We start from the raw sequence: 26,055 nt of genomic DNA, 5'->3' as shown, positions 1-26,055 counted from the left end.
GCTACCCGGCGGCTTCCTCGTCCAGCCCCGCGAGGATCAGCGGCAGCCGGGTGGCGCCGCCCGGCGTCACCCGGACGGGGACGCCCCAGTCCTGCTGGTGCACATGGCAGGCGGGGTACTCGTTCTCGCCGTCGTCGTCGCAGGAGGCGGCCATCGCCGAGACGTGCAGGACGCCCTCGGTGACCCCGTCCGCGAGGCGGAGTCCGCGGCGCAGGTCGCTGCCCTGGCCCTCGCCCTCGGCGAGCAGCTCCGGCGGGGTGGCGCTGACCAGCAGCCGCGTCGAGGGCCCGTACCGCTCGTCCAGCTTCTGGCCCGCCGGGGCCTGGAAGACGACGTCCAACTGAAGGGTGCCGGGGGCGACTTCGGTCGCGGCGCGCTGGGTGCGGTGCGCGACGGACTCGACGCGTACCGCCTCCTCCGGCAGCCGCAGCCGGGTCAGCCGGTGCCGCGCCGACTCGACGACCAGCAGGTGCGGGTCGCCGTCGCCGTCGCCCGCGAGCACCGCGCCGGAGGGTTCGCGCAGGTCGGTGGCGAGGGTGGTGACCTCGCCGGTGGCCGGATCGTAGCGGCGCAGCGCGTGGTTGTAGGTGTCGGCGACGGCGACGGAGCCGTCCGGCAGCGCCGTCACGCCCAACGGGTGCTGGAGCAGGGCCTCTTCGGCGCTCCCGTCCCGGTGTCCGAAGTCGAACAGCCCGGTGCCGACGGCCGTGCGGACCCGGCCCTCGCGGTCGAGGGTGCGCAGGGCGCTGGTCTCGGAGTCCGCGATCCACAGGTGCGCGCCGTCGTGCGAGGTGCTCAGCCCGGAGGGCTGCGCGAACCACGCCTCGGCCGCGGGCCCGTCGGCCAGGCCCTCGTTCGTCGTCCCGGCAGCCGCCGCGACCGTCGCCGTTTCCGGGTCGTACGTCCACAGCTGGTGGACGCCCGCCATGGCGATCCACAGCCGGCCGTCGAACCAGGCCAGGTCCCACGGCGAGGAGAGCGCGACCTCGCGGGCCGGGCCGGAGTCCGGGGCGCCCTGCCACCACTGCTCGCCCGTCCCGGCGAGGGTGGTGACCTCGCCGGTGGCCGGGTCGACGGCGCGCAGCGCGTGGTTGACGGTGTCGGCGACGGCGACCGTGCCTCCCGGCAGCAGCGCCAGCCCCTGCGGCTCGCTGAACCGGGCCTGCCCGGGGGCGCCGTCGGTCAGCCCGCGCTCCCCCGTGCCGATCCGGCGCACGACGGTCTCGCCGTCCGCCTCCAGCTCCACCAGCTGGTGCCGGGTGGTGTCGGAGACGAGGAAGTGGCCGGATTCCGGCAGCCGCAGCGCCTTCCCGGGGAAGCGCAGGTCACCGGCCTCCGGCTCCGGCGGGACGTACGGGGCGTCGCCGCGGCGCAGGGTGCCCTTGGCCTCGTGCTCGCGCTCCAGCTGCTCGACGAGCGCGGCGATCGCGTGCGCGTGCCCCTCGCCCGCGTGCTGCGCGACGACGTACCCCTCGGGGTCGACGACGACGAGGGTCGGCCAGGCGCGGACGGCGTACTGCTTCCACGTGGCGAGCTCCGGGTCGTCCAGCACCGGGTGCTCGACCTGGTAGCGCTCGACGGCGTCGATCACCGACTGGTGCTCCGCCTCGTGCACGAACTTCGGGGAGTGCACGCCGACGATCACCACCGTGTCCCGGTGTTTCTCCTCCAGCTCGCGCAGCTCGTCCAGGACGTGCAGGCAGTTGATGCAGCAGAACGTCCAGAAATCCAGGACGACGATGCGTCCCCGCAGGTCGGCGAGGGTGAGGTCGGTTCCGCCTGTGTTCAGCCAGCCGCCCTTGCCGATCAGCTCGGGGGCCCGGACGCGCGCGTGTGCAGCCATACCCCCATCCAACAGGAATCCCCCGCTCCGGCATTCCTCCGGGGGGGCGGGGCGATCACAGGGGGCGCGGATCGCGCAATGCGGTTTCCCGTCACGGTGGTGGACGGACGGGCTCACGCCCGGCGCCGTTGTGCGCTCGCAAGTCCGGGTGACACACACCCTGTTGGCGGTTGGCAGGAGGGGCGGGGGTCAAGCCTCTCGTAGCCCGGAGCCACAGGGGTCCGGGACGAGTCCAGCCCGGCGGCGACGAGGGGGAGAGCGTGGCAGGTGGGTCCACGGGCTCCCCTCCGCGCGCGCCGGGCGTGAGGGGAGGAGTTGCCCATGTCCTGGAGGTTCCCTGGCGACATCTGGGGCGGCTACACGCCGTCGCAGGTCGAGCTGACCGGCGCCGAGAAGAGTCTGCTGGAGGAACTGCACGAGCCCGCGTGCGCGGCGGCGCCCGCGCGCGAGGCGGCGCCGGAGGAACCGGTGACCGCCGGCTGAGCCGAGGGGCCGGGCGCGGGCCACCGCCCTGACGCGCCCGCGCCCGGCCCGGCGCGCCCCCACCGGGCCCGGCCCTCGCCCCGGCCGGGCCCGGCCACCGCACCGCACCCGCCCCCGCACCGGGGCCCGACCACCACTCGCCACCGCACCCGCACATCCCGGAAGGCTGCCGCATGCCGCACACCCCGTCCCCGTCCGGACTCCGTACGAGCGCACCGCCGCCCGGGCCGCTGGCCGGGCTCCAGTCCGGCGAGCGCGGCGTGGGGATCGACGACGCCAGGGAGCACGGCGCCGCGGCCGTCGAAGCGCTCGGCCTGACCGCGCCCGTCGAGCCGGTGCCCGCGAGCCGCCCCGGCTCCTGGCGCTGCACCCTGCACCGGGACGGCGCACCCGTACCGCTCGGGGTCGGGCTCGGCAAGGGGCCGGAGGAGGCGGCCCGGGTCGGCGCCGTCTTCGAGGCGCTGGAGCACCATCTCTCGGCCCAACTTCCCGCCCCGGACCAGCTCCTGCTCCGCACCGCCCACGCACTCCTGCGCACCGACGACGGCCGCCCGCCCACGGACGGCCCCCGCACGGCCGACGCACCGGAAGCGGCCGAAACCCCGCTCGCCGGGGACGCCGCGCTCGCGCTGCTGGCCGAGGGCCCCGACGCGCCGCTCGCCTGCCTCCCGTACCGGCCGGCGGCGACCACGCTCGGGGGCCCGGGCGCCACGGACGCGGGCGGCCCGGTCCGCGCGTTCCCGCTGTTCCTCTCCGCGCCGGGCTACCCGGGCCCCGAACACGCCGCCGCCCGCGCCGAGTTGGGCGATCTGTACGACTACTCGGCGGTCAGCCGCTACACCTCGAACAGCGGCTGGGCCGCCGGCACCACCCCGGCCGAGGCGGCCGTGCACGCGCTGAACGAGACCATCGAGCGGGACGCCGTCTCGCTGCTGCTGGCCGGGCAGTTCCTCGCCGACGACCCGGCACCGCTCCGGGTCGTCGACCCGGCGAGCCTGCCGCCGGGACTGGCCGCGCTGCACGCGGACGCCGAGTCCCGCATCGGCCGGCGCGTCCACCTGCTCGACATGACGACCGACCTGGGCGTCCCCGCGTTCTGGGCGTACGCGACGCCGCCCACGCCCGGGCGCCCGCCGCGCACCCGCGGCTGCGGCGCCTCGCTCAGCCCGCGCTACGCGGCCGAGCGCGCGCTGACCGAGCTGGTGCAGAGCCACAGCCTGTCCCTGGACGAGGCGCCGGCGCCGGAGCCGGACTGCGTGCGGACGACGCCCTACCCCGCGCTGCACCGCTGCTACCTGGCCGACTTCGCGTCCCGCCTGCCCTCGGCCACGCTGCTCGACTTCGCCGAGGCGGGCGTCCCCGGCCCCGTCTTCACCGACCCCGCCTTCGCCGAGGCCGCGCCCTCCGCCGCCGTACCGGCCGACGACCCGGTGCTCCCGGCACCGGCCCTCCGCGCGCCGGGCACCGGACGGCGGCCCGTACCCCGCACCCCCGAGGCGCACCTGTGCACGCTGCTGCGGCGGCTGGCCGCGCGCGGCTTCCGGGCGTGGGCGTGGGAGCGGTACGTGAGCGAGCACCTCGCGGTGGTGCACGTGGTGGTGCCGGGGCTGGAACGGTTCCTGCTCGTCCTGGACGGTCACGTCGTCCTCCCCGGCGCCCGCGGCCGCGCGGCCCGCACCGCACGCGCGGCCGCACCGGTGCCCGTCCCGGCCGCCGTCGGCGACGGCACCGGCCGCTAGCGGGCTGCGACTCCGCCGGGACGGCACATGCCCCGATTTATGGTGGTCCGGTGAGACTCGCGCCGTGGTGGACCGTGCTGTCGTCCGGGTGTGCGCCCGTCCTGCTGGTCGGCGGCTGGACGGTCGCGACGGTGCTGCACGGGCCCGGCTACGACCCGGCCACGGACACCATCAGCCTGCTCGCCTCGGACGGCGCCGCCGGGCGGTGGGTCCTCACCGCCGCGCTGCTCGCGCTGGGCCTGTGCCACCTCGTCACCGCCTCGGGCCTGCGCGCGGCCGCGCCCGCGGGACGGCTGGCGCTGGCCGGGGGCGGGGTGGCGGTGATCCTGCTGGCGCTGTTCCCGGCGCCGAGCAGCGGCGGTTCGCTGTCGCACGGCTGGGTGGTCGGCGTCGGCTTCGCGCTGATGGCCCTGTGGCCGGTGCTGGGCGCCGACCACGACGGGGCGGCGCCGTGGGCCCTCCGCCCCTCGGCGGCGATCACCGTCTGCGCGCTGATGGGCGTCGGCGCGGTGTGGTTCCTGATCGAGCTCCAGGGCCGGGGGGACGCGGGCCTCGCCGAGCGCGTCCTGACCACGGCCCAGACCGTCTGGCCCCTCGTCGCCGTCCTCTCCTGCCTCCCCCGCCGCCCCGGACCCCTTGAGCGGGCCGGCTGAACGGGACGGCTCAGACCGTGCCGCCCGTGAAGGCCGCGAAGTCGGCCCGGACGGTGTTCTGGAAGGCGACGACCAGGCCGTCCGCGCCGATCAGCAGGGTCTGCGTGGAGTGCGTGTCCCCGGCGCGCGCGCCGGCCGGGACCCGCAGCAGGGACCGCGTGTGCGCGAGCGTCAGGCCGGCGCCGACCGGGCGCGCGGCGAGTTCGCCGAACTCGATGACGCTGCCCCGGTAGACGCCCGCGGCGAGCCCGGCCAGTTCACCGGCGATCTCGGCGCGGCCCCGCTGCAACCTGCCGACGGCGTCGACGAGTTCGGCGTCCGGCGCGAAGCAGGCCGCCCACGCCGCGCCGTCCCCCGCGTTCCACGCCCGCTCCAGCGCGTCCAGTACGTCCCGCACCCTCATCCCGCGCTCCCGTCGGTCTCGTCGCACCCCGCCCCACCGGAATCCTGCTGCCCGGGGCCGCCCGCCGCCATCGGACGAAGGGACCAGGACCACCGGCCTCCGTCCCGTCCCGGCCCCGTACTCCACTCATTCGTATGACCGTTGGTTACCTCTTGATCACACAAGGTGTTGAGCAGGGTTGAGGACGACGCGTGCCCGCGCGGCACGCATCCGCCGGAGATCAAGGAGCAGGCAGTGAACGGACGTTGGGCACGCACTCTCTCCCGTGGCGCGATGATGACGGCGGTGGCGGTGGTGCTCCCCGCCGCGGCCGTCCTGGCGACGGCCGGCACGGCACAGGCGGACGAGACCAACCGGAACTCGCACAACGGCCCCAGGATCGGCCTGATCAACACCGGCCAGGTCGACGACCCGATGGAGGACGTACTGGAGCACACCCTCAACCTGGGCGACGGCTACCGCTGGGACTGACCGCCGCCACCGGGACCGCCCGGCGGGCGGCTACCCCGCCCCCCGGCGCCAGCCGTCGTAGCGGCGGCGCAGGGCCTCCGGGTGCGGGGCGCGGGCGCGGGGCAGGGACGGGGTGGTGATGCCCAGGTCGGCGAGGCCGGGCCCGTCCGGCAGGGTCTCGACGGCGAGGGTCTCCGGGTGGACGGCGAAGAGGCCCGCGTCGAAGGCGCGATGCAGGGCCGCGTTGAGCAGCAGCCCGTTGCCCGGGTCGGAGCTGCCGCCCGCCGCGTCCGGGTGCAGATGGGCCGCCTCCAGCATCTCCGGGACGCCGATGCCGGACAGCGGGCACCGGCCGTCGTACCGGGCGAGCACCCGCTCCCGGAACAGCCCCTGCTCGGGCCGGTACCGGCGCCGGGCCGGCACGTCCCGGCTCCGGTTGCCCTCCAGCCGGAAGCCGCCCGGCCCGTCCGCCTCCTCGGCCGACGCCGCCTCGTGCGCCAGCCGCTCGATCTCGGCGGCGCGTTCGCTGATCCCGTACAGCGTCATCCGGCGCCGGTTGTCCAGATAGGAGCGCAGCTCCTCGGGGAGTGAACTCCACTCCAGCGGCGCGTACTCCGTCGCCCAGCGGACCGGACGGCGGCGGGTGCACGGCGAGGCGCGCGGCTCCGGCTCCACCGGGCCCGTGATGACGCCGATGTGCAGCAGGTTCGACTCCGCCGGGTCGGTACGCGCCACGACCAGGTGCCCGGGCCGCATCCGCGTGACGAAGCCGTACAGCTGGGACGCGGCGATGTCCCGCCGCTTCTCCGTGTGCTCCGGGTCCGGCATACCGCGCTCGACGGCGGCCCGCACGCCCTCCCGCGAAGTGCCGGACGGCAGCGTCTCGCGGACGTCCCGCCAGTTCATCGAGCAGTGGCCCGCCGCCACCCACCCGGGCACGTAGTCCGCCTTCCGCCCGGTGTCCGGATCGTCCAGCCGGTGACCGCTCAACAGCCAGACGTGCTCCGCCGGTTCACCCTCCCCGTACGCCTCTCCCGCCAACTCCCCTGCCCTCCCTGTCCGTTGACCCCCGCCTCCGGTCACCCTGCTGCATCCCCGTACGCCGCGTCCAGAACGTCCCCCGCGCCGGCCCCGCCTCTTCCCGCCACGCTCTCCGGCGGGTCGTGCGGAGTACGTTCGCGGCCCGCCGCCGCCCGCGCCGCCCGTACCCGGGAGGCGAGGCGGGCGTGGTGGGCGCCCGGCCAGTAGACGCGGGCGCAGGCGGTGCAGCGGGTGAAGGTGTCGTAGGTGCGCCGGGTGCCCGGCGGGATGCGGCCTTGCACCTCGGCCTTGGCGACCGGCTCCAGGGTGCCGTTGCAGACCGGGCAGCGGGTCCACGGGTCGAGCGGGACGTCGAAGCGAGTGAGGACGTCCGTCAGCTGGTCGTCCGGCGCGCTGCCGCGTACGTACGCGCCCAGCCACAGCGCGCGGCGGCGCAGCAGCCCCCGGTCCTGAGTGAGGAGGATGCGGAGCTCCGCGTTGGCCTCCGTCACCAGCTCCGGGTCGGCCGCGTCGTTCCGGTACGCCGTGTCCACCCCGACCAGCCGCATCCGCCGCGCCAGCGCCCCCAGGTGCACGTCCAGCACGAAGCGCGGCGGCGCGGGCGCGGACGGCGGCAGCGGCTGCGGGCGCGCCACCGCCTCCACCTCGACCCGCGCCCCGCCCGGCGGCCGGTACGCGCCCGGCACGCTCCGGCCCTCGACGCGCAGCCGCCCCACCTCCGTCGGCGGGATGCCCAGCGCCGCGACGACGTGCCCGAGCGAGGACGTCCCGTCGTACGGGCACACGGCCTCTTCCGCGCGGCGCCGGGCCGGGAGGAAGAAGCGCAGCTCGGGCGGTACGTGGACGTGGAGCGGGGCGCTCACAGGTTCTGCCGGGGCGGGGTGCCGCGCACCTCGAACCCCGAGTGCCCGTGCGGCTCCTCGTCCAGGACCTGCACGTCCTCCACGAGCGCCGCCGGGGGACCGTCGTGCGCCCATTCGACCATGTTCGCCACCGCCTCGGGCGGGCCCTCGAAGAGCGCCTCGACGCGGCTGTCCGGCAGGTTCCGCACCCAGCCGCTCACCCCGTGCAGGGCCGCCGTCTGGCGGCAGGTGTCCCGGAAGAAGACGCCCTGGACCTCGCCGGTCACGAGCACGCGCTTGCAGGTCACGCCTGCCTCAGCCATGGGTTCACCTCCACGGGTCCCATGGTGGGGCCTGGGCGCGGTGCGCGCTTTCCGGGTGCGGGGGGGGGCTTTGCGTACGTCGCCGGGTGCGGGGCTCGTCGTGGCCCGGCTTTTCGCGCAGTTCCCCGCGCCCCTTATTCGCGGGCCCGCCCCGTTTTGCCTGCGGCGCTGCTCGGGCTCGCCCCGCTTGGGAGAACTGCGCCTTAGAGCGTGTCTCCTTGTAGTTTCCCGCCTTCGGGTGGTTTGCAGTGTTGGGGTGCATCTTCAGAGCTTCGGCAGTGTTGCCTGGTGGTCCGGCCGATCCGCGGTCCGGCCCGGTCGTTGCCGCAGGAGGCTGTCGACCTGAGTCGGCCGTAGCAATCACTAGGTGAAGGAGTCATCCATGGGAGCCCTGTCCTCCGGCGTCTATCGAATCGTCAGCTGGCCCGACGCCACCGGCCCCGACGCGCGGGTCCTCACAGCCGGGGCAAACGGTGTGACCGTTACGGCTCCCGGGGCTGCGTCGGAACGGGAGCAAGAGTTCAGCGTGGAGGTCCTCGAGGACGGCACTTGCGCCATTCAGGTTCCCGCCCGGCTCTTCCCCTCTCGTTCCCTGGGTTACAAGGAGCCGGAGAAGGGCGAGAGGGTGGTCTTGGGGCCGCTGAGTGACTTCCCCACCCGTGTGTGGAAGGTCGAGCCGGCCCCGCAGGCGCCGCAGCCGGCCGCCTACTTCATCCGTGTCCCCGACAAGGACCTGCAGCTGGCGGTGTCGTCAGCGATGATCTTCCCGCCTGAACTCGAACTGGCGCCTTTCGACTCCGACCTCCAGTACGCCTGGGCGCTCCTGCCCGTCAAGACGGACTAGCCACCTGACGCCCGGATGAGAACACCGCCCCCACGTGCATGGCGTTCGGCATCGTGCAGCACGTCGGTGCTGGCACTTCGCCTGCGGACGCGCGTGGGGGTGGTCGACCGCTGACCGCATCTGTCGCCGGGCCCAGATGAGGATCGCGGCGAGGTGGAGCGCCGCCTGGTAGGTGATGACGAGCTTCTCCGTTCGCATGGCCAGACCGCGCCACTGCTTCAGCCGGGCGATGCACCGCTCAACGCTGTTGCGTCCCTTGTACGCCTCTGGGGCGAACGTCGGCGGCCTCCCGCCGTTCGAGCCGCGCCGCCGACGGTGACGGGCCTGGTCCACCGGCTGTGGAATCACCGTCCGCACGTGCCGCTCGCGCAGGTGAGCACGGATCGCGCGCGAGGAATAGGCCCGGTCCGCGAGCACCACGTCCGGTCGGGTCCGCGGCCGCCCGCTCTGGATGGCGGCCATCACCGCGGTGAACGCGGGCGCGTCACCAGCCTGACCAGCCGTCAGGACGATCGCCAAGGGAGGAGCGTTGGAGTCGGCAGCCAGGTGAACCTTCGTGCTCAGGCCACCTCGCGAGCGTCCCAGCGCGTGGTCGGCCAGCCCCCCCCGGCCGGAGTCCCCCTTTGCGGGCGCCAGCCGCGTGCTGATGGGCCCGGCAGACTGTGGAGTCCACCGAGACCACCCACCCAATGTCGCCGTCCGCGTCCGCCACCGCCAGGACAGCAGCGAAGATGCGGGCCCATGCGCCATCCACCACCCAACGCAACAGCCGCTTATGGGCGGTCTTGAACGAGCCGAGCTCCTCGGGCAGGTCCCGCCAGGGCGCTCCCGTTCAGAACTTCCACGCGATGGCCTCCAGAGTCCGGCGATGGTCCGCCCACCGTCGGCCACGGACCGGGTCAGGCGGCATCAACGGCTCGATCCGGCCCCACATCACATCGCTGATCACCAGTCGCACGGACACACCCGATCAACAGCTCAACCCATCAAGGAGACACGCTCTAGGCGCAGGGCTGGCAAGCGCAGCGCCCGCCCCGGCGCGGGGTGCGTTTCTGCCGTCGCCGGACCACCCCGTCGCCGTGGCCGTTCGCGCAGTTCCCCGCGCCCCCGGCGGGGCGGTCAGGTGAGGAGCAGGAGCACGGCGAACGGGACCGGGATCAGGAGCGTGCCGCCGAGCCACGCCCCGCGCGGGCGGCCCAGTCTGCGCGGGCGGAAGACGTTCACCGCGAGGATCAGCCACAGCATGAGCAGCCCCGTCACGGCGAGCAGGAACATCATCACGGGCGCGTGGTCCAGCGTCGTGTAGTTGCAGTGGGCCAGCCCCGGATCGGAGAGGTCGGCGACGCTCCGGCAGTCCATCGGCAGGTACTCGGTCGCCAGCCACCACGCCAGGGACAACGGGACGACGGCGGGCACGCCGAGCAGCAGGTTCACCCAGGCCGCCCGCCGTACGCCGCGGCGGTTCGCGCAGTTCCCCGCGCCCCCTCCGGGGCGCACCCCTACGCCTCGCGCGCGTACGCGACCAGCGCGCTCCACGCGGCGGACGGAACGGTCAGATACGGGTCGGAGACGGGACGCTTGGAGTCGCGGATGTGGACGGTGCGGAGGGTGGTGGCGACCTCGACGCAGTTGCCGCCGTCGCCGCCGCTGTACGTCGACTTGAACCACGCGAGCTGCTCGCTCATAGCTCTGCCACCGTCCGCTCGATGAACCGCGCTGACTCCTCAACGCTCAACGCCTGCATGCGGATCATTCCATAGCGCCTCATCAGCGTGTTCGTATCCCTCGGGTCCGAAGTCAGGCTGCTCGCCATGTGCACTTCCATGTACCCGTAGAGCTCCTGCTCTCTGGTCTCCACGATCACCATCGGGCCGAGCATCGCCGCTTCTGTCACGCACTCGAAGGGCAACACCTGTACTGAGACGTTGCGTTGGCCGCCTACTTTCAGCAGGTGCTGCAACTGCTCTCGATGCGTGTCACGACCGCCTACTGGTACACGCAGAACTGCCTCCGCCAGTACGCAGCTGTACTCGACAAGCGGCTTGGCATCGGGAGACAGCAGCTTCTGCCTGTCCATTCGCGCGGTGAGCCGCTGCTCGACGGTCTCGTCATCGAACGGAGGACAGTGGTCCTCCATCAAGCTCCGCGCATGGCGCTCTGTCTGCAACAGGCCGGGCATGAGGGTGCTTTCGTACGTCCAAAGCCAACTGGCCTGCTGCTCGACAGGGATGAAGTCCTGCGCCTGTGGCGCATACTTCTCCGGCTCCTGGTACTGAAGCCCCGCCTTCAGCTTCCCCTTGGCGCCGAACAGCTCGTCGCCGATGAGGGCCATTTTGGGCGGGCATTTGCGGCGGCCGTACTCGACGGACTTGACCGTCTCGACCGAGTAGCCGACGGCCTCGGCGGCAGCCTCTCTCCTGACGCCGGCGTCCACGCGCCAGAGCTGGAACTGGTTGCCCAAGTAGCGGAGATTCGCGGGGAGTTCGCCGTTGGTGTCGGCCATGGGAGCTGCCCTTCTGGTACATCCCGTGTACATACCGCCAAGATCGCGATTTGTACCTTCAGAGGACCTCGAAGTCTAGGTATCCGGACGCGATCGTGTCCGCATGTCGGATCAACACGCATATGCCAGTGGCCCGGAGGGGCATGCCGTGGCCGAAGCGGAGGCCGTGGTCGAGGAGTTGCGCGCCGCGCTGCACGACGTCGGCGTCACGCTGCCCACCCTCGGCCTCGACCTCGTCACCTACGCCCGCCGGCCCCCGGACCCGCTGATCGAACTCGGCCGCTGCCCCCGCGACACCGCCCGCCGCCTGGCCGCCGCACTGCGCGAGCGGGGGTCCCGCACGTGATCGGCCGCTTACTCCGCCGCGTCACCCGAACCCTGTGCCCACGGGGAAGGCGCCGCCGGGGACGCGGACGCCACCGCCGCCCGCCCGTCCCGCCGCAGCCGGGCACCCCGCGCCGCCGCACCCTCGTCCTCCGCCCGCACCGGCCGCCGTACCTGCCGGGACAGGAACCGTCCCGGCCCCGCCGCGTCCCGGACGAACTCGCCGCGCTCGACGGGGACGCGGCCGCGCTGGTCCGCCCGTACCTCGTCGCCCACGAACAGCGCATGCGCCGCCGCGCCCTGGCCCTCGCCACGCTCGGCCAGGACATGCCGGAACCGCTGCGGCTGTACGAGATGCCCGAATGGGCCGCGTACGGGGAGGAGTTCCCGGGGTGAGCGAGGGACGAGCGGAGGTGGGGGCGTACGCGGTGGACACGCGCAGCGGGCGGGTCGGCGAGGTGATGGCCCGCACGGGGCCGTACGCGCAGCTGCGCCCGCCGGGCGGTGGCCTGGAGTGGGACGTCCCGGTCGAGGACCTGCGCCCCGTGACGGCGCACAGCGGTGACGAACTGCGGGCGCGGGTCAGCGAGTTCAACCACCTGCGGATACGGCTCCGGCTGTGAGGGGGCGCTCAGGCGCGGCGCGCGGGGTCCTCGTCCGGCACGCGCGCCGGGCTCGTACCGGCCACCGCCTCGATCGCCACCGGCTCCTTCAGACCGAGCAGGAGCAGCAGGCCGAGCGCGGGCAGGACGGTCAGCGGGGCGAGGGCGACGCGCAGCGAGACGGCGTCCGCGAGCGCGCCGATCAGCGGGCTGGCCAGGCCGCCGACGCTGACCGTCAGCCCCAGCGTGACGCCGCTCGCGGTGCCGACGCGGCGCGGCAGATAGTCCTGGCCGAGCGTGACGTGCAGCGAGAACGGCACGTACAGCCCCGCCGAGACCAGCAGGACGCACAGGTACACCGCGGGCCCCGGCACCAGCAGGACCCCGGCCACGGCCGGCCCCGTCACCGCGTACGACCACCGCACCACCCGCACCCGCCCGAACCGCCCCGCAAGCCACCCACCCGCCACCGTCCCCACCGCACCGCCCACATACAGCACGAACAACGCAGCCGTCCCCACCACTTCACCCCCACCGACCCGCTCCCGCACGAACAGCCCCACAAACGCACTCAGCCCCATGAACACCACCGACCGACACACGACGGCCCCGGTCAGCCGCAGAAACGAGGACCAGTCGTCGCGGGGGGTGAGGGTGGCCGCGGGGTTGGTGCCCGGTCCCGGGGCGGGGGCGGACGCGGGGGCGGGGGCGGATGCGGGGGCGGGGCCGGACGCCGGGTCCGTGCCGGACGCGGGGCAAGTACCCGATCCCAGGCCGGTGCCAGACGCCGGGTCCGTGCCGGACGCCGGGTCCGTGCCGGACGCGGGGCCGGTGCTGGACGCCGGACCGGTGCCGGTGCCGGAGTCGGCGGCGGAAGCCGAATCAGTGCTCGATCCCGGGCCGGTGCCGGACGCGGGGCCACCACCCGACGCCGGATCAACGCCCGACGCGGGGCCGACGCCCGACACAGAAGCGGTGCCCGGTCCCGGGCCGGTGCCGGACGCGGGGCCGGCGCCCGACGCGGGGCCACCACCCGACGCCGGATCAACGCCCGACGCGGGGCCGACGCCCGACACAGAGGCGGTGCCCGATCCCCGGCCGACGCCCGACGCGGGGCCACCACCCCACGCCGGGCCACCACCCGACGCCCGGCCACCACCCGACGCAAGGTCGGCACCCACCCCGCCCACCGTCCGCAGCGCGGCCACGCACAGGGCCGCGCCCGCGAGGGAGGGGACGGCCAGGAGGGGGGAGAGGCCGAGGCCGCCGGTGGCGACGACGGCCGAGACCAGGAGCGGGGCGGTGGCGAAGCCCAGGTTGCCGCCGAGGGAGAACCAGCCCATCGCCGTGTGACTGCCCCGGCTCACCCGCCGCGCCACCCGGGCGCTCTCCGGGTGATAGGCCGCCACCCCGACCCCGGAAACGGCCACCACCAGCAGCGTCAGCCCGTACGAGCCCGTGACCCCGGACAGCGCCACCCCGACGCCGCCCACCACCGTGCTCACCGGCAGCAGCCACGGCATCGCCCACCGGTCCGTCAGCGCCCCGAACAGCGGCTGCACCACGGACGACAGCAGCGAGGCCGCCAGCACGATCCCCGAAGCCGCCGCGTACGTGTACGCGCGTTCGGCGACGAAGAACGGCACCAGCGCCGCCACCGCCCCCTGGTACACGTCCACGCACGCGTGCCCCACCGCCAGCAGCCCCACGGCCCGCCGCCCACTCTCCCGCCCACTCCGTCTCCGCATCCCCCCATCGTCACGACCCCACCCCCTGGCCCACTTCCGATAAGTTGCCAACTCATGCCGGAAACCCGCCACTTGAGCATGGCCGGCGCCAGGAGCGCTGGAGACCTGGCCCCGCGGAGCTACCTCTCGCGGTCACGCCTCACGTACGAGCGACAACAGGCGATCAGATAGGGCCACCCGAAGGCAGCCGCCGCGACGGCCACCAGACCGTCGGCAAGACTCAACTTGCCCTGCGGCAGAGCGAAGAGCAGTGCCCCGGTTCCGACCACTGCGAAGAAGCAGCCGACGGCAAGATTCCGCCATCCCCGTGGGCGCACAGCATCGACCAGAACGTCCCACATCCGCCTCCCGAACGACTGCCGCGTCCGCGGCGGCCGGTCGGGGCGATGCGGATCACCGACATGCGACAACGCGCTACTTCCATTCCTGAGGTTGCGGCTTTTCCGGGGCCACTACTTCACTTTTCTTCATTTTCTCATCCGGATCGATTTCTGGAGTATAAATAAAATCGACGGCCGTCGCCGCGACGCTTACCGGAAGCCCAAATATCTTGGTGCCAACGCCTGCCGCCTTGTTGATGAACGAGGGAGCGCGGTGCCGTCCCCCCGCACCAGGGCCACCCCGGTACGACTCCTCCGTCTTCTCCAACCCTTTTCCCGCAAAATAGCCAGGAAGCCACCCGGACGCAGTCTTGATTCCGCCGATAACGTCACCGTGCAGCGCCTGCGCACCACCCGCGATCAACGGCCGCAAACTGAGCTTTTCAGCCTGAATCTTGAGACTGCCGCTTCCCCATACGGCATCATTCCTGGCCTTCACCTCTCGGTCGGAGAGATCCTTCATCGATACGCCGTCACCGGTTTTCGCATGACCAGCCGTACTGAAATTCGCCGCACTGGTCTGCATGTTTCGACAGTGCACCCTGCAACAACGTGACCGATTTTATCAGTCCGGTCACACAGCGTGACGGCCCCCTCGGTGCAGAGGTATCGCTGGCGGCACATTTCCGTATAGCTGCGCAAGAGTTCCGCACCTTTTGGATCGTGAGATGCACGGCCTCATCGAACAACGGGTTCTGTTCCTGGCCCACTTCCGATAAGTTGCCAACTCATGCCGGAAACCCGCCACTTGGTGGCCAGAGCGGACGTGCGTCACGCGCCGCGGGCGCCGACGCGTACGAAGGTGCTCGCGCCGGGGGAGGAGATCGACGCGCACCGGCACGACGAGCATCAGATCGTGTACGCCGGGGACGGGGTGCTGTCCGTGACGACCGCCGCCGGGACCTGGGTGGCGCCGGGGAACCGGGCGCTGTGGGTGCCCGCCGGATGCGTGCACGCGCACCGGGCGCACGGCGGGCACCTGGCGCTGCACCTGATCGGGCTGCCTCCCGGGACCAACCCGCTCGGGCTGACCGAACCGACCGTGCTCGCCGTCGAACCGCTGCTGCGCGAACTGATCCTCGCCTGCACCCGCGAACCGGACGACGGCGGCCCCGAGCGGCGGCGGCTGCGGGCCGTCCTGCTCGACCGGCTGCGGGCCTCACCGCAGCAGCCGGTGCATCTGCCCGCACCCACCGACCCCCGGCTGCGGGCCGTCTGCGCGCTGCTGCACCGGGACCCGGCCGAGCGGCGGGGGCTGGCCGCGCTCGGGGCGGCGACGGGGGTCGGGGAGCGGACGCTCAGCCGGCTGTTCCGGCGGGAGCTGGGCATGAGTTTTCCGCAGTGGCGTACGCAACTGCGGCTCTACCACGCGTTGTTGCTGCTGACGGAGTCGTACTCGGTGACTGCCGTCGCGCATCGGTGCGGGTGGTCGTCGGCGAGTGCGTTCATCGACGCGTTTCGCTCCGCGTTCGGGGAGACGCCGGGGGCTTACCGGGGGTGAGCGCTTTGCGGGGTGCCCTTCTTGTGCGTCGCGGGGTGCGGGTGCGTCGTGGCCCGGGGTTTCGCGCAGTTCCCCGCGCCCCTGATCGGGCTCGCCTCGCTTCTCGGGCTCACCCCGCTTGGGAGAACTGCGCCTAGGCGCAGGGCTGGCAAGCGCAGCGCCCCAGCCCCGGCGCGGGGTGCTCCATGACGTCACCGGACCACCCCGCACGCCGTGGCCGTTCGCGCAGTTCCCCGCGCCCCCAGGAGGGCGCCGTTCCCCGCGCCCCCTAACGGGCGCCCGTCGCCTCCGAGAAGAGGCGGGTCGCCTCGTCCACGGCGGAGGTGAGGGACTGCGCGTCGGCGCGTGCGCCCGCGAGGACGGAGTCGAGAGGGCGGAGGCCGGCGCGGGACAGCAGCGTCTTCTCGTTGGTGATCCACTCGCCGCGCGCGGCCAGCACCGCGTGCGCCGTCTGCGTCGCGGCCGTCGCCACCGCTCCCGCCGTCTCCGTGAGACGGCCCCGCGGCGCGTGGGCGGCGCGGGCGTACGAGAGGGTCAGGTGCGCGACGCCCTGCCAGTACGGGGGCGCCGCCTCGCGCAGGGCGCGCGGGTAGCCGTCGGGGCGCGGGAGCGAACCGTGCAGCACGCGGTTCAGGGCCAGTTCGGCGACGACGAGGTAGCTGGGGATGCCCGCCAGGTGGAACATCAGCGGCTCGACGTGGAACTCCCCGCGCTCCGCCCGCTCCAGCTCCCGCTCCACCACGTCCAGATCGCGGTAGTGCACGTCCACCTTGCGGTCCTCGACGGTCAGCCAGGCGCCGCCGTTGAACACCCCGCCGCCCCACGCGCCCAGCTCCGAGACCTCGCCGGGCAGGCCGAGCGCGCGCAGGTCCTCGGGGTCGAACGCGCCCCGGTAGTAGACGGCCACGTCCCAGTCGCTGTCCGGACCGTGCGTGCCCTGGGCGCGCGAGCCGCCCAGCGTGACGGTCTCGACGCCGGGCAGGCCCGCGAGCCGCCCGCCGAGCCGGTCCAGGAAAGCCTCGTCGGTCACTGTCACCCTCCGTTGTCCCGTCGTGTTCCGAACTCCCGTCGGCAGCAGGGGAGTTCGCGGCGTGCACCCGCGCCCGTCACCCTGGGGGGCGCCGCCCCGTCTCGGCGGCGGCCGGCCGCACCGGTGACCAGTGTCCCTAATGACCGGCTCGGTGGTGACCGAATATTCGGGGGGGTCCGGGGAGTCACACACGGCTTCGTGCGGAGCCCGCGGGCGCTGCCTCGACGGGGAGGTGGACGCGTCAGCCCGCACCAGGCGGCCGACTTCGAGTCGACGCGGGGTGCGGGTGCGTCGTGGCCCGGGTTTTCGCGCAGTTCCCCGCGCCCCTGATTCGCGGGTGCGCCCCGCTTGTTCGGGTGCGGCGCCGTCGTGGCTCGGGGTTTGCGCAGTTCCCCGCGCCCCCCCCGAAAAAGGGGCGCTCAGCCCCACTGCGGTGCGGGCTCGTCCTCGCGGACCTCGAACCAGATGCTCTTGCCCTCCCCGCGAGGGTCGACGCCCCACGACCCGGCCAGCATCTCCATCAGCACCAACCCCCGCCCGGACGAGGCCAGTTCCCCCGGCTGCCGCCGGTGCGGCAGCTCATCGCTGCGGTCCGCGACCTCGACACGCAGCTTCCGCTCCCCGTGCGGACCGCTGATCTCGGCGACGAGCAGCGCGTCCCCGTCGGTGTGCACCAGCACGTTCGTCAGCATCTCGGACAGCATCAGCACGGCCCCGTCGACCTGGTCCTCGCTGCTCCAGTCGAACAGCAGGCTCTGCAACTGGTGCCGCGCGTCCGCGACCCGGTCCGGCTCGGACTGCCCGACGGCCAGCACCGTACGCCGCGACGTCCGCCCCTCCGCCGACCCGGGACGCCCCGGCCGGCCCGGGACGACGGCGCAGCGGTCGGCGTGCGCGAGGAGCAGCAGCGCGATGTCGTCGTCCCGGCGCTCGTGCAGCGGGCCCGTGGTGTGGTGCGAGGGCGGGCCGTGCACGGCCTGGAGGATGTCGTCGGCGAGGGCCTCCAGATCGCCGTCCGGGAACGCCTCGTCGCGGTGCTCGCCGAAGATCGCGCGGACCCGCTGCCAGCCGGTGTCCAGATCGTGGCCGCCGGTCTCCAGCAGCCCGTCGGTGCAGGCCAGCAGCGTCTCGCCGGGTTCGAGGATGAGCCGCGTCGTGGGGTACTCGGTGTCCGGCTCGACACCCAGCGGCAGCCCGCCCGCGGTGGGGCGGACGAGGACGGTGCCGTCGACCATCCGGATCGCCGGGTCCGGGTGCCCGGCCCGGGCGATGTCGATGATGCCGGTGAGCGGGTCGACCTCCATGTAGAGGCAGGTCGCGAAGCGGGTCTCGGGCCCCAGCCCGTCCCGCCCGGTGCCCGTCCCCGCGCCGGACCAGGCGTCCTCGGTGGTCGTGTCCAGCCCCGCGAGGAAGCGGGAGGCGCGGGAGAGCACCGAGTCCGGGTGGTGCCCCTCGGAGGCGTACGCGCGCAGCGCGATGCGCAGCTGCGACATGACGCCCGCCGCCCGCACGTCGTGCCCCTGCACGTCCCCGATCACCAGCGCGGTACGGCCCGAGGGCAGCGGGATCACGTCGTACCAGTCGCCGCCGACCTGGAGGCCGCCGCCGGTCGGCACGTACCGCGCGGCCAGCGCCATCCCCACGATGTCGGGCTTGTGCACGGGCCGCATGGTGCGCTGGAGCCCGGCGCTCAGCTCCCGCTCCGTCTCGTGCTGGGTGGTCCGGGACAGCGCCTGGGCCAGCATCCGCGCGACGGTGGTGAGCACCGACCGCTCGTCGGGCGTGAACGAGACGGGGTGCGAGAAGGCCGCCATCCACGAGCCGATCGTGCGGCCCGCGACGTTCAGCGGCAGGAACGCCCACGAGTTGCGGCCGAACCGCTCGGCCAGCGGCCAGGTGCCCGGGTAGCGGGAGCGGTAGTCCTCGGGGCGGGCCAGGTAGACGGCGCGGCCGGTGCGGATGCACTCGCAGGCCGGGTAGTCGGTCTCCAGCGGCATCCCGTTGAACGGGTTCTCCTCGCTGGGCTGCTGCCCGTGGTGCCCGATGACGTGCAGCCGCCCGCCGTCGACGCCGAAGACGGCCTGCCCGTCCGGCGAAAAGCCCGGCATGGACAGCGAGGCGGCGACCCGCAGCACCTCGCTCGTCGAGTACGCCTCGGCCAGCGCCCGCCCCGCGTCCAGCAGGAACGCCTCCCGGCTGCGCCGCCAGTCACCGGTGACGGGCGTCTGCGCGGCGGACGGCTCCGGCACCTCGGAGACGACGCCGACCATCCGCACGTCCCCGTGCCGCTCGGGGCCCCGCACGTGCTCGGGGCGCAGGGAGCGCTCGGGGTGCACGGGGTGCTCGGGGTCCAGGGGTCGGTCCGGGCGTACGGGCTCGCCCCTGGGCTGCTCGGCGCGGAGCTTCACGCGCACGGTGCGCAGCACCGTCCCCTCGGGGGAGACGATGCGCAGCAGGGCCTCGGCGAGGGTGCCCTCCTCCAGGGCGAGGTCGATGATGCCCTGGAGTTCGACGTAGTCGACGACGTGCACGCGGGAGCGGAAGGTCGCGGCCGACATGGTGAGGATGCCGCTGCGGCCGGGGGCCGAGGGGACGCCGAGGAGATGCGCGGCGGTGCTGTCGAGGGTGGCGGAGCCGGTCGCGCTGTCCCATTGCCAGAGTCCGGTCCGCACGGCGGCCAGAACGTCCTCGGAGCGCATTGCCCCACTTTATGCGGGTTGGCGAAAAGGCGGCGAGTGGGGATGAGCCAGGGCGTTATTCTGGGGGCGATTCCCCTGTGACTTCCTCAGAGCCAACGACTGGATGAATGATGCATCGGTACCGTTCCCACACCTGCGGCGAGCTCCGTGCCTCGGACGTCGGCGCCGACGTCCGGCTGAGTGGCTGGCTGCACAACCGGCGGAATCTGGGCGGTATCAACTTCATCGATCTGCGTGACCACTACGGCATCGTGCAGCTGGTCGTCCGGCCCGAGCACACCGAGGTCAACGAGCGGCTCAGCTCGCTCTCCAAGGAGAGCGTCGTCCGCGTCGACGGCAAGGTGACGGCGCGCGGCGCCGACAACGTCAACCCCGAGCTGCCGACCGGTGAGATCGAGGTCGAGGTCACCTCCGTCGAGGTGCTCGGCGCGGCCGAGCAGATCCCCTTCACGATCAACACCGAGGACGGGGTCAACGAGGAGCGCCGCCTGGAGTACCGCTTCCTCGACCTGCGCCGCGAGCGCATGCACCGCAACATCATGCTGCGCTCGCAGGTCATCGCGAAGATCCGCGAGAAGATGGTCGGCGAGGGCTTCCACGAGATGGCCACCCCGATCCTCTCCGCGACCTCCCCCGAGGGCGCCCGCGACTTCCTCGTCCCCTCCCGGCTGCACGCCGGCAAGTTCTACGCGCTGCCGCAGGCGCCGCAGCAGTTCAAGCAGCTGCTGATGATCGCCGGCTTCGACCGGTACTTCCAGATCGCGCCCTGCTTCCGGGACGAGGACGCCCGCGCGGACCGCTCGCCCGGCGAGTTCTACCAGCTCGACATGGAGATGAGCTTCGTCGAGCAGGAGGACGTCTTCCAGGTCATCGAGAAGGTCATGACCGACCTGTTCGAGGAGCTGAGCAACGGCCGGCACGTCACCTCGCCGTTCCCGCGCATCCCGTTCCGTGAGGCGATGCTCAAGTACGGCTCGGACAAGCCCGACCTGCGCGCGCAGCTCGAACTCACCGATGTCTCGGACGTCTTCGCGGGTTCCGGTTTCAAGGCGTTCGCGGACAAGCACGTGCGCGCGCTCGCGGTGCCGGACACCGCGGACCAGCCGCGCAAGTTCTTCGACCAGATGGGCGACTTCGCCGTCGAGCAGGGCGCCAAGGGCCTGGCCTGGGTCCGCGTCGGCGACGACTCCACGCTGACCGGCCCGATCGCCAAGTTCCTCACCGAGGAGGACACTTCGGCCCTGCTGACGGCGCTGAACGCCAAGCCGGGCACGGCGATCTTCTTCGGCGCGGGCGAGTTCGACGAGGTCTCGCGCATCATGAGCGCCGTCCGCGTCGAGGCCGCCAAGCGCACCGGCCACTTCGAGGAAGGCGTCTTCCGCTTCTGCTGGATCGTCGACTTCCCGATGTTCGAGAAGGACGAGGACACCGGGAAGATCGAGTTCTCGCACAACCCGTTCTCCATGCCGCAGGGCGGCCTGGAGGCGCTCCGCACCAAGGACCCGCTGGACATCCTGGCCTGGCAGTACGACATCGTCTGCAACGGCGTCGAGCTGTCCTCCGGCGCGATCCGGAACCACGAGCCGGAGATCATGTTCGAGGCCTTCGAGATCGCGGGCTACTCCCGTGAGGACGTCGAGCGCGAGTTCGGCGGCATGCTCCGCGCGTTCCAGTTCGGCGCCCCGCCGCACGGCGGCATCGCCCCCGGCATCGACCGCATCGTGATGCTCCTCGCCGACGAGCCGAACATCCGCGAGACCATCGCCTTCCCGCTCAACGGCAACGCCCAGGACCTGATGATGGGCGCCCCCAGCGAGGTCGAGGAGTCCCGCCTCAAGGAACTCCACCTCGACATCCGCAAGCCGAAGCTGACGTAAGACACCCCGCACGAGCGAAAAGCCCGGGATCCGCTGGATCCCGGGCTTTCTCGTGCTTGCGTTCTCGCATGACACAGCAACAGGAGCTGTCCCAGCGCGAGTTCGAGGCACTCTCCCGTCGCTCGGCGCGGAGCGACGACGCCCCTCGCCTGGAACTCCTCGACGGCAGGGCAGCGGCCAAGGCGTGGCCGGACGGTAACCGGGCCCGGATCATCGCCTGGCTGACACAGTGCGTTCTGCACGCCCGCCCCCGCTGGTGGCTCTATCCGCATCAGGGCCTGCGCGTGGAGACGTACCGCAAGGGCAACGCTCGGCCCGACGGCGCGCTCGCGGCCAGCGGGAACTTCGTCGGCCAGGGCGAATGGGCAAGCACCGACGGGGTGTTGATGGTCGTCGAGGTGACCTCCGGCGACCGGGACACCGACCTCCGCGACCGCGTGGAGAAGCCTCGCGCGTACGCCGAGGCCGCGATCCCGGTCTACCTGCTGATCGACCGGGACAGCCAGGAGGTGAAGGTGCACTCCGAGCCGGACGGCGTCCGCTACGAGCAGGTCACGACCGTACCGTTCGGCAAGACCGTCGCCCTCCCCGCCCCGGTAGGCATCGAGCTGGACACCGCCCCGCTGACGGACTGGGTCCGCTGACCTTCCGCCCGCCCGCCACACGCACGAGTGCCCCGGAGCCGCCCGGCCCCGGGGCACTCGTCGTGGTGCGCGGGAGGAGGGTTACTCCTTCGGCTCCGGCAGGCGCGGGAAGAGGACGGCGCCCTTGGTGACGGTGGAGCCCGTCGCGAGCTGGTTCCACTTGGCGGCGTCGGGGACGCGCTGCTCGGCGAGGGGGCCGAGGTGCGGCTCGGCGCCGAGGGACTCCCACAGCTTCTGGCTGGACTCCGGCATCACCGGGTTCAGCAGGACGGCGCAGGCGCGGAGCGCCTCGGCCGCGGTGCGGAGGATAGTGGCGAGGCGGGCCTGGCCCTCGTCGCTCTTGTCCTTGGCGACCTTCCACGGCTCCTGCTCGGTGAGGTAGCCGTTGACCTGCTTGATGAACTCGAAGACGGCCGCGATGCCGCCGCTGAAGTCCAGTTCCTCGCCGATCCGTTCGTCGGCGGTGGCGACGGCCTTCTCCAGGCCGGCCACGATCGCGTCCTCGGCCTCGCCGTGCGCGGTGGCCTCGGGCAGCTCGCCGCCGAAGTACTTGCCGATCATCGCGGCGACGCGGGAGGCGAGGTTGCCGTAGTCGTTGGCGAGCTCGCTGGTGTAGCGGGCGGTGAAGTCCTCCCAGGAGAAGGAGCCGTCCTGGCCGAAGGCGATGGCGCGGAGGAAGTACCAGCGGTACGCGTCGACGCCGAAGTGCTCGGTGAGCTGCTGCGGGGAGATGCCCGTGAGGTTGGACTTGGACATCTTCTCGCCGCCGACCATCAGCCAGCCGTTGGCGGCGATCCGGCCGGGCAGCGGCAGCCCGTTGGCCATCAGCATGGCGGGCCAGATGACCGCGTGGAAGCGGAGGATGTCCTTGCCGACGAGGTGCACGTCGGCCGGGAAGGTGCCCTCGAAGCGGGCCTGGTCGGTGCCGTACCCGACGGCGGTCGCGTAGTTGAGCAGCGCGTCGATCCAGACGTAGATGACGTGCTTGTCGTCCCACGGGACCTTGACGCCCCAGTCGAAGGTGGAGCGCGAGATGGAGAGGTCCTCCAGGCCCTGGCGGACGAAGTTCACGACCTCGTTGCGCGCCGACTCGGGCTGGATGAAGCCGGGGTTGGCCTCGTAGTGCTCCAGGAGCTTCGGGCCGTACTCGGAGAGCTTGAAGAAGTAGTTCTCCTCCTTCAGCATCTCCACCGGCTTCTTGTGGATCGGGCACAGCTTCTGGCCCGCGAAGTCGCCCTCGCCGTCGAGCAGTTCGCCGGTGGTCTTGTACTCCTCGCAGCCCACGCAGTACGGGCCCTCGTACCCGCCCTGGTAGATCTCGCCGCGGTCGTACAGGTCCTGCACGAACTCACGGACGCGGTCGGTGTGCCGCTGCTCCGTGGTCCGGATGAAGTCGTCGTTCGCGATGTCGAGGTGCTCCCAGAGGGGCTTCCAGGCCTCCTCCACGAGCCGGTCGCACCACTCCTGCGGGGAGACCCCGTTCGCCTCGGCAGTGCGCATGATCTTCTGACCGTGCTCGTCCGTGCCGGTGAGGTACCACACCTTCTCGCCGCGCTGACGGTGCCAGCGCGAGAGCACGTCGCCTGCGACGGTCGTATAGGCGTGGCCCAGGTGGGGAGCGTCGTTCACGTAGTAAATGGGGGTCGAGACGTAGAAAGCCTTCGACCCTGTCTGCTCTGATCCAGTGGCCGCCATGGTCGAAATCCTATCGGCCCGCGAACCCCGGAAGCGAAGCCGTTACGCACGGTGACAGACGCGCGTTCCGCCCGAGGGGACCGGGCTCGTTCACCCGCAGTTCACGCCGAGGACGCCCCCCGGCGTACCGGCCCCCATAGCGTCGCCGCGCGTAGACGCACGCGGCGTGCGCGCGGGGCGCCGTGAGCTCCTCCCGGAGCGCGGCGCGGGCCGCGAACGCCGTGACCGAAGGACGTCCGGAGGGGACACCACCATGCGCAAGATGCTGCCGATACTCGGCTCCCACCAAGGCGGGCGCTCCGCGCTGACCTGCCGCTTCCGCTGCGGCGACGCCTGCTTCCACCCGGCGCCCAACACCAGCGGGAACGAGTACGCGGGCGACATCATCGCGCGGGCCGTGTCCCGCCGTTCCGTGCTGCGCGCCTCGGCCGTGGTCGGCGCGGCCGCCGCCGTCGGCTCGGGCGTCGCGGGCGAGCCGGCCCCGGCCGTGGCCGCGCCCCCGCCGCACGCCAACAACAAGGGCCCCAAGGGCAAGCCCGCGCGCGGGCTGCGCTTCGCGCCGGTCGCGCCGAACACCGCCGACACCGTGACCGTCCCCGAGGGCTACGGGCAGAACATCGTCATCCGCTGGGGTGACCCGATCCTGCGCGGGGCGCCGGACTTCGACCCGGAGCGGCAGTCCGCGAAGGCGCAGGCCGGGCAGTTCGGCTACAACAACGACTTCCTCGCCCTGCTCCCGCTGGAGCGCGAGCGCGGCCGTCAGCTGCTCGTGGCCAACCACGAGTACACCGACGAGGTCCTGATGTTCGCCGGGTACGACGAGGACAACCCCACCCGCGAGCAGGCCGAGACGGCGATGGCCGCGCACGGCCTGTCCGTCGTCGTGGTGGAGGAGGAGAGCCGCACCGGCGCGCTCAAGGCCGTCCCCCGCCACCCGCTCAACCGCCGCGTGACGGCCACGACCCCGTTCGAGGTCACCGGTCCGGCCGCGGGCGGCGAGCTGATGCGCACCCACGCCGACCCCGAGGGCCGCACCGTCCTGGGCACGCTGAACAACTGCTCGGGCGGCACCACCCCGTGGGGCACGACGCTGCACGGCGAGGAGAACATCGACCAGTACTTCGCGAACACCGAGAAGGTCAGGGACGCGAAGCACCGCAAGCGGCTGGAGCGTTACGCGCTGAAGGGCGCCGACTCGGAGCGCAAGTGGGAGCGTTTCGACAAGCGCTTCGACGTGACGAAGGAGCCGCAGGAGCCGCACCGCTTCGGCTGGGTCGTCGAGCTCGACCCGTACGACCCGGAGTCGAAGCCGCGGAAGCGGACCGCGCTCGGCCGCTTCAAGCACGAGGGCGCGCAGCCGCGGCTGACCGACGACGGCCGCCCCGTGGTCTACATGGGCGACGACGAGCGCTTCGAGTACCTGTACAAGTTCGTCTCCTCGCGCCGGATGCGGCGCGGCACCAGCGCGGCGGACCGCGAGTACAACATGACCCTCCTCGACGAGGGCACCCTGTACGTCGCCAAGCTGACCGGCAACAGCCCCGAGGACCAGATCGACGGCGAGGGCACCCTGCCCGAGGACGGCGAGTTCGACGGCCGCGGCCGCTGGATCCCGCTGGCCACCGGCGACACCTCGCACGTGCCCGGCATGACCGCCGAGGAGGTGTACGTCTTCGCCCGCATCGCCGGTGACAAGGTCGGCGCGACGAAGATGGACCGCCCCGAGGACGTCGAGCCGAGCCCCCGCACGGGCAAGATCTACGCGGCGCTCACCAACAACACCGACCGCGGCGCCAAGGGCAAGGCGGGCGCGGACGAGGCCAACCCGCGGAACAACAACAAGCACGGCCAGGTGCTGGAGTTCACCGAGCGCCGGAACGACGCGGCCGCGACACGTTTCACGTGGAACCTCTTCCTGGTCTGCGGCGACCCCAAGGACCCGGGCACCTACTTCGCCGGGTTCCCGAAGGAGCAGGTCAGCCCGATCTCCTGCCCGGACAACGTCACCTTCGACGCGTTCGACAACCTGTGGATCTCCACCGACGGCAACGAGCTGGGCTCGCACGACGGCCTGTTCGGCGTCGCCACCCGCGGCCCGCGCCGCGGTGAGGTCCGCCAGTTCCTGACCGTCCCGGCCGGCGCCGAGACCTGCGGCCCGCTCGTCCAGGACCGGCGCGTGCTCGTCGCCGTCCAGCACCCGGGCGAGATCGACGGCGCCAGCGTGGAGAAGCCCGCCTCGCAGTGGCCCGACGGGCCGGGCTCGTACGTCCGCCCCGCCGTCGTCGCCGCCTGGCCGCGGAACGGCGGGCAGGTCGGCGCCTGACCGTCACCGGCTGAGAGCACCCGGGCCCCCGGGGCGTGCGGCGGCGCGCCCCCGGGCCCGTCCGGTGGCGGGCCAGTGGCGGGGGTCACGGGGGCGTGCGAGGGTTTC

Annotated in this window: 24 protein-coding genes and 3 pseudogenes; 12 read left to right on the top strand and 15 right to left on the bottom strand. The window is 72.8% G+C overall.

Features of this window, described 5'->3' with window-relative positions:
* Nucleotide 1: 1 nt before the first annotated feature.
* The gene (locus HCC30_RS20360) at nt 2-1,843 is read right to left on the bottom strand and encodes an NHL domain-containing thioredoxin family protein (protein WP_169444048.1); all 1,842 of its coding nucleotides are present in this window, start codon (nt 1,841-1,843) and stop codon (nt 2-4) included.
* A 321-nt stretch (nt 1,844-2,164) separates the two neighbouring features.
* On the opposite strand from HCC30_RS20360, the gene HCC30_RS20355 reads away from it, so the two are divergent.
* From HCC30_RS20355 to HCC30_RS20345, 3 genes are all read left to right on the top strand, one after another.
* The gene (locus tag HCC30_RS20355) at nt 2,165-2,326 is read left to right on the top strand and encodes a hypothetical protein (protein WP_169444047.1); all 162 of its coding nucleotides are present in this window, start codon (nt 2,165-2,167) and stop codon (nt 2,324-2,326) included.
* Between the two features lie 173 nt (nt 2,327-2,499).
* Nucleotides 2,500-4,065 carry a YcaO-like family protein gene (locus HCC30_RS20350; RefSeq protein WP_169444046.1) on the top strand — a complete coding sequence of 522 codons (1,566 nt, stop codon included), beginning with the start codon at nt 2,500-2,502 and terminating at the stop codon, nt 4,063-4,065.
* 50 nt (nt 4,066-4,115) lie between these two features.
* Complete coding sequence (locus HCC30_RS20345) at nt 4,116-4,718, top strand: DUF998 domain-containing protein (protein ID WP_169444045.1); 603 nt, start codon at nt 4,116-4,118, stop codon at nt 4,716-4,718.
* 10 nt (nt 4,719-4,728) lie between these two features.
* Here the strand turns inward: HCC30_RS20345 and HCC30_RS20340 are convergent, their stop codons facing one another.
* Nucleotides 4,729-5,121 carry an SgcJ/EcaC family oxidoreductase gene (locus HCC30_RS20340; protein WP_169444044.1) on the bottom strand — a complete coding sequence of 131 codons (393 nt, stop codon included), beginning with the start codon at nt 5,119-5,121 and terminating at the stop codon, nt 4,729-4,731.
* Between the two features lie 273 nt (nt 5,122-5,394).
* On the opposite strand from HCC30_RS20340, the gene HCC30_RS20335 reads away from it, so the two are divergent.
* Nucleotides 5,395-5,592 carry a hypothetical protein gene (locus HCC30_RS20335; RefSeq protein ID WP_169444124.1) on the top strand — a complete coding sequence of 66 codons (198 nt, stop codon included), beginning with the start codon at nt 5,395-5,397 and terminating at the stop codon, nt 5,590-5,592.
* A gap of 30 nt (nt 5,593-5,622) precedes the next feature.
* Here HCC30_RS20335 and HCC30_RS20330 read toward each other — a convergent pair whose 3' ends face one another.
* Genes HCC30_RS20330 through HCC30_RS20320 form a run of 3 tightly spaced genes read right to left on the bottom strand, consistent with a single transcriptional unit; the run spans nt 5,623 to nt 7,777 of the window.
* Nucleotides 5,623-6,612, bottom strand: coding sequence for an HNH endonuclease signature motif containing protein (locus HCC30_RS20330; RefSeq protein ID WP_240979753.1), 990 nt, complete (start codon nt 6,610-6,612; stop codon nt 5,623-5,625).
* A 38-nt stretch (nt 6,613-6,650) separates the two neighbouring features.
* Nucleotides 6,651-7,475, bottom strand: coding sequence for a Mut7-C RNAse domain-containing protein (locus tag HCC30_RS20325; RefSeq protein WP_346776721.1), 825 nt, complete (start codon nt 7,473-7,475; stop codon nt 6,651-6,653).
* A complete protein-coding gene (locus HCC30_RS20320; protein WP_169444042.1) occupies nt 7,472-7,777 on the bottom strand; it encodes an acylphosphatase in 306 nt (101 codons plus the stop codon). The genes HCC30_RS20325 and HCC30_RS20320 overlap by 4 nt, the downstream gene beginning before the upstream one ends.
* 382 nt (nt 7,778-8,159) lie before the next feature.
* Between HCC30_RS20320 and HCC30_RS20315 the strand changes: the two genes are divergently transcribed.
* Nucleotides 8,160-8,621 (top strand): hypothetical protein, encoded by a 462-nt coding sequence (locus HCC30_RS20315; RefSeq protein ID WP_169444041.1) that lies wholly within the window; start codon nt 8,160-8,162, stop codon nt 8,619-8,621.
* A 126-nt stretch (nt 8,622-8,747) separates the two neighbouring features.
* Here the strand turns inward: HCC30_RS20315 and HCC30_RS20310 are convergent.
* From HCC30_RS20310 to HCC30_RS20295, 4 genes and pseudogenes are all read right to left on the bottom strand, one after another.
* Nucleotides 8,748-9,585: pseudogene (locus HCC30_RS20310) on the bottom strand (IS5 family transposase); the annotation flags it as partial.
* Nucleotides 9,586-9,740: 155 nt separating this feature from the next.
* Nucleotides 9,741-10,118, bottom strand: coding sequence for a hypothetical protein (locus tag HCC30_RS20305; RefSeq protein ID WP_206324076.1), 378 nt, complete (start codon nt 10,116-10,118; stop codon nt 9,741-9,743).
* A 2-nt stretch (nt 10,119-10,120) separates the two neighbouring features.
* Nucleotides 10,121-10,306: a DUF397 domain-containing protein gene (locus HCC30_RS20300; RefSeq protein WP_169444040.1), complete on the bottom strand. Its 186-nt coding sequence runs from the start codon at nt 10,304-10,306 to the stop codon at nt 10,121-10,123.
* Nucleotides 10,303-11,124, bottom strand: coding sequence for a helix-turn-helix transcriptional regulator (locus HCC30_RS20295; RefSeq protein WP_169444039.1), 822 nt, complete (start codon nt 11,122-11,124; stop codon nt 10,303-10,305). Before HCC30_RS20295 ends, HCC30_RS20300 begins: the two co-directional genes overlap by 4 nt.
* 148 nt (nt 11,125-11,272) lie before the next feature.
* Here HCC30_RS20295 and HCC30_RS20290 point away from each other — a divergent pair, with 148 nt between their 5' ends.
* The 3 genes from HCC30_RS20290 to HCC30_RS20280 are packed head-to-tail and all read left to right on the top strand — an operon-like array spanning nt 11,273 to nt 12,071.
* Nucleotides 11,273-11,470, top strand: coding sequence for a hypothetical protein (locus HCC30_RS20290; RefSeq protein WP_240979774.1), 198 nt, complete (start codon nt 11,273-11,275; stop codon nt 11,468-11,470).
* On the top strand, nt 11,467-11,844 hold the full coding sequence (locus tag HCC30_RS20285) for a hypothetical protein (RefSeq protein ID WP_346776720.1): 378 nt from the start codon (nt 11,467-11,469) through the stop codon (nt 11,842-11,844). The genes HCC30_RS20290 and HCC30_RS20285 overlap by 4 nt, the downstream gene beginning before the upstream one ends.
* Nucleotides 11,841-12,071, top strand: a complete 231-nt coding sequence (locus tag HCC30_RS20280; protein WP_240979773.1) for a hypothetical protein — start codon at nt 11,841-11,843, stop codon at nt 12,069-12,071. Before HCC30_RS20285 ends, HCC30_RS20280 begins: the two co-directional genes overlap by 4 nt.
* An 8-nt stretch (nt 12,072-12,079) precedes the next feature.
* Here the strand turns inward: HCC30_RS20280 and HCC30_RS28775 are convergent.
* From HCC30_RS28775 to HCC30_RS20270, 3 genes and pseudogenes are all read right to left on the bottom strand, one after another.
* Nucleotides 12,080-12,694 (bottom strand): annotated as a pseudogene (locus HCC30_RS28775) (MFS transporter); the annotation flags it as partial.
* Between the two features lie 543 nt (nt 12,695-13,237).
* Nucleotides 13,238-13,798: pseudogene (locus tag HCC30_RS28770) on the bottom strand (MFS transporter); the annotation flags it as partial.
* A gap of 414 nt (nt 13,799-14,212) precedes the next feature.
* Entirely contained in the window at nt 14,213-14,704 is a 492-nt protein-coding gene (locus tag HCC30_RS20270; RefSeq protein WP_169444036.1) for a hypothetical protein, read from the bottom strand.
* 204 nt (nt 14,705-14,908) lie between these two features.
* On the opposite strand from HCC30_RS20270, the gene HCC30_RS20265 reads away from it, so the two are divergent.
* The gene (locus tag HCC30_RS20265) at nt 14,909-15,679 is read left to right on the top strand and encodes a helix-turn-helix transcriptional regulator (RefSeq protein ID WP_169444035.1); all 771 of its coding nucleotides are present in this window, start codon (nt 14,909-14,911) and stop codon (nt 15,677-15,679) included.
* 268 nt (nt 15,680-15,947) lie between these two features.
* Here HCC30_RS20265 and HCC30_RS20260 read toward each other — a convergent pair whose 3' ends face one another.
* Together HCC30_RS20260 and HCC30_RS20255 are read right to left on the bottom strand one after the other, a co-directional pair.
* Nucleotides 15,948-16,709, bottom strand: coding sequence for a nucleotidyltransferase domain-containing protein (locus HCC30_RS20260; RefSeq protein ID WP_169444034.1), 762 nt, complete (start codon nt 16,707-16,709; stop codon nt 15,948-15,950).
* A gap of 419 nt (nt 16,710-17,128) precedes the next feature.
* Nucleotides 17,129-19,408, bottom strand: a complete 2,280-nt coding sequence (locus HCC30_RS20255) for a SpoIIE family protein phosphatase (RefSeq protein ID WP_169444033.1) — start codon at nt 19,406-19,408, stop codon at nt 17,129-17,131.
* Between the two features lie 110 nt (nt 19,409-19,518).
* Here HCC30_RS20255 and aspS point away from each other — a divergent pair, with 110 nt between their 5' ends.
* On the top strand, nt 19,519-21,285 hold the full coding sequence (gene aspS, locus HCC30_RS20250; RefSeq protein ID WP_169444032.1) for an aspartate--tRNA ligase: 1,767 nt from the start codon (nt 19,519-19,521) through the stop codon (nt 21,283-21,285).
* A 68-nt stretch (nt 21,286-21,353) separates the two neighbouring features.
* A complete protein-coding gene (locus tag HCC30_RS20245; RefSeq protein WP_169444031.1) occupies nt 21,354-21,929 on the top strand; it encodes a Uma2 family endonuclease in 576 nt (191 codons plus the stop codon).
* An 81-nt stretch (nt 21,930-22,010) separates the two neighbouring features.
* On the opposite strand, the gene metG is transcribed toward HCC30_RS20245, so the two are convergent.
* Nucleotides 22,011-23,624: a methionine--tRNA ligase gene (metG, locus tag HCC30_RS20240; protein ID WP_169444030.1), complete on the bottom strand. Its 1,614-nt coding sequence runs from the start codon at nt 23,622-23,624 to the stop codon at nt 22,011-22,013.
* A 253-nt stretch (nt 23,625-23,877) separates the two neighbouring features.
* Here metG and HCC30_RS20235 point away from each other — a divergent pair, with 253 nt between their 5' ends.
* A complete protein-coding gene (locus HCC30_RS20235) occupies nt 23,878-25,947 on the top strand; it encodes a PhoX family protein (protein WP_169444029.1) in 2,070 nt (689 codons plus the stop codon).
* Nucleotides 25,948-26,055 lie beyond the last annotated feature (108 nt).

It is taken from the genome of Streptomyces sp. HNM0574 (assembly GCF_012726235.1).
Lineage (GTDB): Bacteria > Actinomycetota > Actinomycetes > Streptomycetales > Streptomycetaceae > Streptomyces.
The sequence above is the reverse complement of the archived record's forward strand: the minus strand, read 5'-3'. Positions and strand labels throughout refer to the sequence as shown.